Genomic DNA, 7,159 nt, shown 5'->3' with positions numbered 1-7,159 from the left:
TTTTCATGATCTTGCCCTGAGACCATACTCCAGTCAAAAAGCTCATCGAAGCGATTCAAGATCTTTAAAGGTTACGGAGACTGAATAAGAGTCAATTTGATTGTTGGTTACTCTGTGACCGGGGGGAGGTGAGAGTGCACGAGGGGTCAGCGTTTTTGAATGAACTCTTCAATACCTTTACAGTTGAAGTATAAAATGAGGCGGCCAAATAGCCGTCCCAGACACACCATCTGACTTGTTTATCCACTCATTCCTTTAAGCCAAAAATTAATTCAATTTCATCATCAAGTCTTCTGCCCGTTGGTATAAAACCAAGCTTTTGATAAATAGAGAGCGCATTGCCTTTTTCTTTATCCATCGTGGTCAGGGAGACGCCTTTTAAACCGGTAATGGAAGCGTATTTCTTACTGAAGTTAATCGCTTGACTCCCCAATCCTTTTCCTTGGAAACGATGGTCAATCATGACGCGCCATACATATAAATGCTCCTTTTGAAAGTGTTCATCGTGTGTGTCCAGTATTCTAGGGTCAATCAGAGAGATTAGCCCCGCAGGTTTATTGTTTAAGTAAATACCATAGTTGATACTATCGTCGTTAAAACTGGCTTCTGCAAGCCACTCTGCGTTGTTAGCAATGAGTTGTTTTTGAGACTCTTCCACTGAGAGATCAATAATGTCATTGATAATGGTATTGTTTATTTTTAAAAAGCTAATTTTATTCATGCTTATTTACCTTGGGTAGGTGTTTCATTAAAAGTAACTGGCCAATGTAAGGATCTTGATAAGCTAATCTTGAGTTATCAAAATGGTAATGTCGCTTTTGCTCCTGTCTTTTAACATAGACTCTTCAAGTATCTTATAGATCTCTTTATCTGGCGCATATTAGAACGCGCCAATTTTTTTAATTAAGGTATATGTATGTCTTAATTAAAAACGATGATGGAAGTTATTGTTTCCTTTTTGCCTGCCCCCATGACAGAAATATTAGTTCCAAGCGTTGCCCACGATGATTCAAAAATAGGGTACGTATAGTATTTTTACAATAGTGCCGTCACAAAACCCAAAACAAACTCCCTGATAGAATGCTGACGAGTGTGATTAAAGATAACTTTAATGTGTTCTCAGCCAGCTACATTTTGTATATCACTTATCAGCTAAAATGGTGGCCAATATCTTATCGCCTTTGCATTCAACACTGACGTTCATTCCATTGACGAGTGCTCTCTCATTAGGCGCACTTGCTCTCATATCGAGTCCACTTGTTTAAATTTGGACAACTAGTTCGGTAAGCGTTAAAGAAAGAGTGCTGGTTACCCTTAAGTTTTAGTGTAGGCCACATCTTGATGTTATCGAAGATGGCCAATCGCAATGCAAAAATAGACACAGCCCTGGAATATTGAAGCTAATGTTATCGAAAGCTTTTCTGCACTATTTTTTTAGTTTGCGTAATTGGTGTAGCCAAACTTAACACCAATGATACGAACCGCCATATAAGTTTTAACTCATACCATTTGACGTATTATTGCGGAATCTTTTGTCTATGACAGTATGACTTTGTAAGTAAAATCATTACATAATGAAAGCGTATTTATTAAGTTGCCAGTTCAAACCTTGATGTATTGTTTTCATAAAGTTCAACGTTAATGTCGGTTTTATCTAATAGTCATAAGATGTTGCTCCTAATGAATTGATAGCAGCGTAGCTTCTTACGTCTAAAGCGGGACTGTATTGGATAAACCTGTGATAAAAATACAACGATTCACAAAAATGCTGTGCTTGGCCGACATATCACTCAGATTGACATCACTCATGGAAGTTGATTAAACGACTTTATATACTTGTAGTAATTCATTGTTTACTAAATTAGTAAAATCACTGACACGCTTTTGTCCATTTCCTTCCAACTACAATCGTGATGACCAAATTAAAAAGGAGGTCATCATGGTAGTTTTCAACAAAACGAAACGAAGTGGCGTCAAAAAGCCTTTTCGGCTTGAGGAAATTTGGCGGATCAGAACCAGATTAGAAATTGAAAATAATTTGATGCAGCTTGCGTTGCTCAACTTAGCTATTGATAGCAAACTTAGAGCAAGTGATTTGCTCGTTCTCAGAGTTTGCGATGTATCTTCGCAAGATAGGATATTTAACCGCGTTAAGCATATCCAGCGCAAAACAGATATTGAAGTTCAATTTGAGATAACGACAAGAACTCAACAGAGTCTAATGAAATGGATTTTGATGGCTTCGCTACATGACAGCAATTTTATTTTCCCAAGCCAAAGGCGAAAGCAACAACCGATTAGCTATTCGTACTATCGATACTTAGTGAGGAGATGGGCTTCTAATCTGGGGTTGGATCCTAACTTGTATGGCACTCACTCGATGAGGCGAACAAAAGCGACGTTAGTCTACGCAAAAACGAAAAATATCCGAGCGGTGCAGCTACTACTTGGTCATACCAAGGTAGATAATACAATCCGCTATCTTGGGGTTGAATTAGAAGATGCATTGTTGCTTTCAGAAGGTACTGAGTGTTAATCGAAAAGGAACCTAAATACTTAGGTGTTTCAATTGCTATTACGCTGAAAGTTGTTACCCATTCACCGCTACACTTGATTATTTTCAATACATTAAGTGCAAATACTACTAATCTGTCCAAGGTTTAGATGGCCTTAAACAGATTAGGTATACACAAGCTTAAATTAAACGTTGGAACGCGCGTTTTTCTTCTTTGATTTATAGGCTTTCATTGAAATTCTTAAAGCAAGCTGTTTTTGTTTAATTGAAATGAGTTGTCTAGTTACGACCTTATGGTGTAACTCTGTGATAAAGTTTTTTTCCCAAGGCGTAAGGCGGTCAAACCTCAATAAAATAGTGTCATTGAGTACATTGAACAACTCGTATTGGCTTTTATCCATTCGACTGCTAAGCATTCAATTAGAGCACTTAGCTAGAGAAATGACGTTAAGGCTTTCTACTTTCTCATTTTTTCCTAAGGTAATGATTCGATAGGAGATCCCACTCTCTAATAGTGGTCTTATTTCGATGTTGTCACAAAAACTAACGGCGACTTTTTCTACTAATCGGTCCATATTCAAAGTTTTCTTTTTTACGAAAACAAGAGTGACACTATCGCCCTCTGACTGTGCATTTACGAGTGTGATTGAGCCTAACTCTTGTGGAAGTTGGCTTGAAATAACTGTCGCTCTATAATCGGCAAGTCCATTAGATTTTATTGGGCTTATCTGACAACCGTTAAGCATGACACTGACGAAGAGAATTACAGTTGTTCGTAGCATTATGCGCTCCTTCTTCCTTTCTTCTCCCTTTAGGTGCCTTAAAATATTTATGGATATAACGTGAAGACATAGAAGATAAGAGCGCACTGTAATCTAAACTGAATGTGACTTTTTCCCCTACAAGTAGTGGTTTCTGTGAGGATTCAAGGACAAGGTGATCGCTAGTTGAAGACATGATCTTAATCCCATTCGGAGCCTTAAGCCCGCCGACACAAACATCTTGGCGGCCTAATGCCAGAATAGCTTGCGATACCTCCCCTCTATCTTGAAGGTTTTCTTTTTCACCAAAAGCATTTAACCCCCGACTTCCCCAAGGCAAAGTCGGTTTAATTTTGGATTCAATCACTTCAGCGGTCAAAGAAACCGCATCCGTATGTAAGCCTTTGATATTTTCGTGCTCTAAAGGCTCACAGCCTAAAAAAATTGCTTCTCCTATACGAAGGTTATTGACTCGAGTTAAGCCTGTTCTCTGAAGAGCCCAGTTAACTGAAGCAGAATTACCCCCTGAAATAATTTCTAGACTGACCCCAAATGTAGCTTCAATTCCATCGGCAAGATCAGAAAGAATATTCATATTTTTATCATCTGGAGCGACACCATACCGACAAGCTAAATTCGTACCAATTCCTTTTATCGTGATGTTTGGTAAAGAAATAATCTCACGGATAAAATCAATAACGCGATTAGGCATCACACCTTCTCTGAGATCGCCAAGCTCAACCATAATAATAATATCGTGACGACAATTTTGTTGTTCCGCTGCATGTGAAAGCCTCTGAATCACTTCAACTTCAGAGTTTAAACTCATATCACTGTATTTTATTATGCTCGCCACTTGACTGAGCATGGGTGTACGTATCAGCATTTTAGGGATAGCAATGCCAGATTCAGTCATCTTTTGAAGATTTTCGATTCTTGAATCGGCTAACATTGGTGCGCCAGCATCAATAAGAACTTGTGCGATGATAGGGTGACCGAGGAAGGCTTTTGTTACAGGCGTAACGGATATATTTTTCAGTGAGAGCTGAGTAATCAGGAATTGAGCGTTATGGTGAACTTTCCCACAATCGATGTCTAACCTAGGGTAGTTCACCCTTTTTCGGCCAGTTTACTTTCTATTATAGGGAAAGCTGACGTTACGATGTGCAACAGATGTTCGACAGGTTGTGACAAGACATCAGTAACAGGTAGACCAAATTCGGTAGTGTAACTGTCTATCACACTGCGTGTTTCATCCAACGACATATCTTCATGATTCAGTGTTAGTCCAATAACATTGGTATTAGAAAACGTTTCGATAAGATTGATTTCTGAGGCAATCGAAGGCATTGGGCAATCAGGAAAATCACTACGATATAAACGTTTAGGGGCATGTTGCAGTATCACACCCGTTGGACAGCTGCCACGTAAGATAAAAGCGCTGGTTGAAAACGCAGGGTGACTCAAGGCTCCTTGCCCTTCAATAATAATCAGATCCGGGTTTTCTTTTTCATAGGCCTGTACAATGACAGATTCCAACTCACCGGCACAAAATTGTGAAGGAACAGCATCGAGTGCAACGCAGTATTGTGCGCCTTGCATAATGCCTGTTTGACCGGTGGCAATCAGAACGACGTTAAGGCCTTTTTTAGTCAGTTCATTCGTTAATATTGTTGCTGTTGTTCGTTTTCCTAGCGCGCAATCCGTCCCCATGACAGCAATTCTCGGACATTTAACGTTGTGTATTTTCCCGATAAACGTTTTCAGATCGCCTTTATTTTTGGGTTTGCGAGTATCGAATATTCGAACGTTATTCTTTAAGCTGGCTTCTAAAAATAGAGGATCATCGGTTAGGAATTCATGTAAGCCATTTACGATGTTCATTCCTAGTGACATGGCATTTAAAATTATGCTTTTATCTAAGTCAGATAAAAAGCCACTTGATGGCGCAATGCCAAAAATGAAGTAATCAGGAATGCTTTCTGCGTGAATGATAGCTTCTTCAGCATTAGCAAGGATAGGTATTCCATTGGCTTTGTTATCAAGAACTTCACCAGCATCTAAGCCAGCAGACTCACTATCAATAACCGATAGAATACGATAGCTTAACGAATGTCTCACTAACCCATTAGCGGTTTTACCATCAATTTTACCAAAATTACCTTCGCAATATATAATCGCAGAAGGGATGACAGGTTTTACTTTCTGAGCAAGTGGTAACCAAGGTGCGAAATGGGGTACATCGTTGTTGATTTCTACATTTTCAATTCTAGTGAGTTTGAAGATGTTTCTTAACTTTTGGGTTGAAATGGACATAATTAAAGCCTGCGGTGAGGCTTAGGAGGGCAACTAAGGAGTGCCGAGATGTGAGTTCGGAAAAGAAAAGAAGTCCCCACTAAGCGGTAGGGATAACAACCAAGGTAACACACTCACCAGACTTTTGTTGATTATTATTAATACGCTTTCTAAGTCTATCACTTTCAGGCTTCACCCATACTAACGTGATTGATTAGAGATCTAAGACTCATTGTTCAACGTCGCCGTATCAACCTCTCAGCTTTAAGGTTTCAAGATACTTTTTCTAATATTAGTTAAGTGAATTAGAGTTTTGAGTTTAACGCGTTTTTGTCCAATTTCGTGCTAGTAGGTACCAGAATCTTCCGTGATTGTTAAGTTCGATGAAGGGATAAAACCTTCAAATCAATCTAAGTATGTTTTGAAAATGTGATTAAAAAGGCTGAATCAATAAACTGATCAGCCTCTATCGATTTATTCCATTAAAGGTAACGACTTCTCAAATGATCTTTGAAGTATTGCGCATTCAAGGTTTCACCGGTTGCGCCTTTCACCAAATCATCAGTAGTAAGCAGGCTGCCTTTGCTCCAAATGTTCGATTCTAACCAATTGAAGATAGGGGATAGGTCACCGCTTTCAATCACTGAGTTCACATCCACTGTTTTCTTCATTGAAGCCATGAACTGAGCCGCGTACATCGCACCTAATTTGTAAGGTGGGAAGTAGCCAAAACTTCCATCTGTCCAGTGGAGGATGTGACCTGCATTTTAAGGTAGTTGCGGCTGTCCAAATTCTTGCTAGCGGGGCGAATTAACTCAGAAATGCCCCATTAAACGTCTTAGAACGAATAGCCTGCGGATTCCAAAAATATGATTTTATTTTATCTGAAGCTACCCGAATGGGGTACTGAGCAGGCTTTTTTTAGTTATTTTCCTTTCGGCAACTTTATACGCATTTTCTTTCATTTTTTACTTTTGATTGCCAACATCACCAAGTAAAATTGATAGAGAATTAAGGATACAAGTCGTATCCAAGCAAAAATTCTAAACGAGTAAAAAACAAACATGTTAAAAATATTATTTATTTTATTATTGATGCCTCTACATGCTGTTGCAGAGTGGAATTATTCTAATACAGAGCAATGGACAGTTACGAAAGATAAGTTATTCGTAGAATCCATGCTTTACAACGCAGCTGCCCAAGTTTTTTTTGTTGATGGGCAGAGCTATGTTCGAGTGATTTCTGCTACAGATACTTGTTCTCGTAAAGGGGATAAAAATGGAGAGAGAAATTTTGTTGCTAGCGTTTTTGCTGATGAAAAAACTATAAATGAAGCGCAACCAGTAAACATGAAATCTATTTGTATAAGTGAAGGCAGAGCAGTTATTTATCCTGTATCCGACAGAGGACACCAATACATATTGAATTTGTTAAAAGTAAGTCAGGTTATCAGTATTGAAACTATATTGTTCTCCGCAAAAAACTTTACTAGCGCCTACAATCAAGCAAGAACAACGAGCTTAAAAGCTCTTTAGTGTAGTGAGAAACTGAATTTTGCTAGCCCTATGTCATAGACAGAACCTTAAGC

General features: G+C 38.8%; 7 protein-coding genes and 1 pseudogene. 2 read left to right on the top strand and 6 right to left on the bottom strand.

Features of this window, described 5'->3' with window-relative positions; genetic code table 11:
- Positions 1–247: 247 nt before the first annotated feature.
- Entirely contained in the window at positions 248–721 is a 474-nt protein-coding gene (locus AB4274_RS20390) for a GNAT family N-acetyltransferase (protein WP_004734802.1), read from the bottom strand.
- Between the two features lie 1,218 nt (positions 722–1,939).
- On the opposite strand from AB4274_RS20390, the gene AB4274_RS20385 reads away from it, so the two are divergent.
- A complete protein-coding gene (locus AB4274_RS20385; RefSeq protein ID WP_016792302.1) occupies positions 1,940–2,536 on the top strand; it encodes a tyrosine-type recombinase/integrase in 597 nt (198 codons plus the stop codon).
- A 164-nt stretch (positions 2,537–2,700) separates the two neighbouring features.
- On the opposite strand, the gene AB4274_RS20380 is transcribed toward AB4274_RS20385, so the two are convergent.
- From AB4274_RS20380 to AB4274_RS20360, 5 genes and pseudogenes are all read right to left on the bottom strand, one after another.
- Entirely contained in the window at positions 2,701–2,931 is a 231-nt protein-coding gene (locus AB4274_RS20380; RefSeq protein WP_065584872.1) for a hypothetical protein, read from the bottom strand.
- Positions 2,932–3,297: a type II secretion system pilot lipoprotein GspS-beta gene (gene gspS2, locus AB4274_RS20375; RefSeq protein ID WP_016788065.1), complete on the bottom strand. Its 366-nt coding sequence runs from the start codon at positions 3,295–3,297 to the stop codon at positions 2,932–2,934.
- Positions 3,254–4,390: an alanine/ornithine racemase family PLP-dependent enzyme gene (locus tag AB4274_RS20370; RefSeq protein ID WP_372113046.1), complete on the bottom strand. Its 1,137-nt coding sequence runs from the start codon at positions 4,388–4,390 to the stop codon at positions 3,254–3,256. The genes gspS2 and AB4274_RS20370 overlap by 44 nt, the downstream gene beginning before the upstream one ends.
- Positions 4,387–5,592, bottom strand: coding sequence for a DUF1611 domain-containing protein (locus AB4274_RS20365; RefSeq protein ID WP_108085955.1), 1,206 nt, complete (start codon positions 5,590–5,592; stop codon positions 4,387–4,389). Before AB4274_RS20365 ends, AB4274_RS20370 begins: the two co-directional genes overlap by 4 nt.
- Positions 5,593–6,053: 461 nt before the next feature.
- A pseudogene (locus AB4274_RS20360) lies at positions 6,054–6,323 on the bottom strand (carboxypeptidase M32); the annotation flags it as partial.
- 312 nt (positions 6,324–6,635) lie between these two features.
- On the opposite strand from AB4274_RS20360, the gene AB4274_RS20355 reads away from it, so the two are divergent.
- Positions 6,636–7,106, top strand: coding sequence for a hypothetical protein (locus tag AB4274_RS20355; protein WP_372113044.1), 471 nt, complete (start codon positions 6,636–6,638; stop codon positions 7,104–7,106).
- Positions 7,107–7,159 lie beyond the last annotated feature (53 nt).

The organism is Vibrio sp. 10N.261.55.A10 (assembly GCF_041470825.1).
Taxonomy (GTDB): domain Bacteria; phylum Pseudomonadota; class Gammaproteobacteria; order Enterobacterales; family Vibrionaceae; genus Vibrio; species Vibrio crassostreae_C.
Note: the sequence above shows the minus strand (reverse complement) of the source record. Positions and strands in the feature narration are given on the sequence as shown.